This is a genomic window from Sporolactobacillus mangiferae (genome assembly GCF_023336505.1).
Classification (GTDB): Bacteria; Bacillota; Bacilli; order Bacillales; family Sporolactobacillaceae; genus Sporolactobacillus; species Sporolactobacillus mangiferae.
The window spans coordinates 1-256 of sequence record NZ_JAMAST010000058.1 but is presented as its reverse complement, the minus strand read 5'-3'; the positions used below and the strand labels follow the sequence as shown (position 1 = coordinate 256).

Here is a 256-nt window from a genome sequence, read left to right as displayed (position 1 = left end):
TTGGATGTTTCTTGACTTTGCTTGTTTTCGTTATCCAGTTTTCAAGGTTCATAATGCCGTTATAGACATATAATATGGTGGAGCCTAGGGGGATCGAACCCCTGACCTCCTGCGTGCAAAGCAGGCGCTCTCCCAGCTGAGCTAAGGCCCCATATTATAATGGTGGGCCTGAGTGGACTTGAACCACCGACCTCACGCTTATCAGGCGTGCGCTCTAACCAGCTGAGCTACAGGCCCCCACCAAAATAATAAATGC

2 tRNA genes are annotated in these 256 nt (G+C 49.6%); both read right to left on the bottom strand.

The window, feature by feature from the left end:
* Positions 1-75: 75 nt before the first annotated feature.
* Positions 76-151, bottom strand: a tRNA-Ala gene (locus tag M3N64_RS14035).
* Positions 152-160: 9 nt separating this feature from the next.
* A tRNA-Ile gene (locus tag M3N64_RS14030) sits at positions 161-237 on the bottom strand.
* Between the last annotated feature and the right edge of the window lie 19 nt (positions 238-256).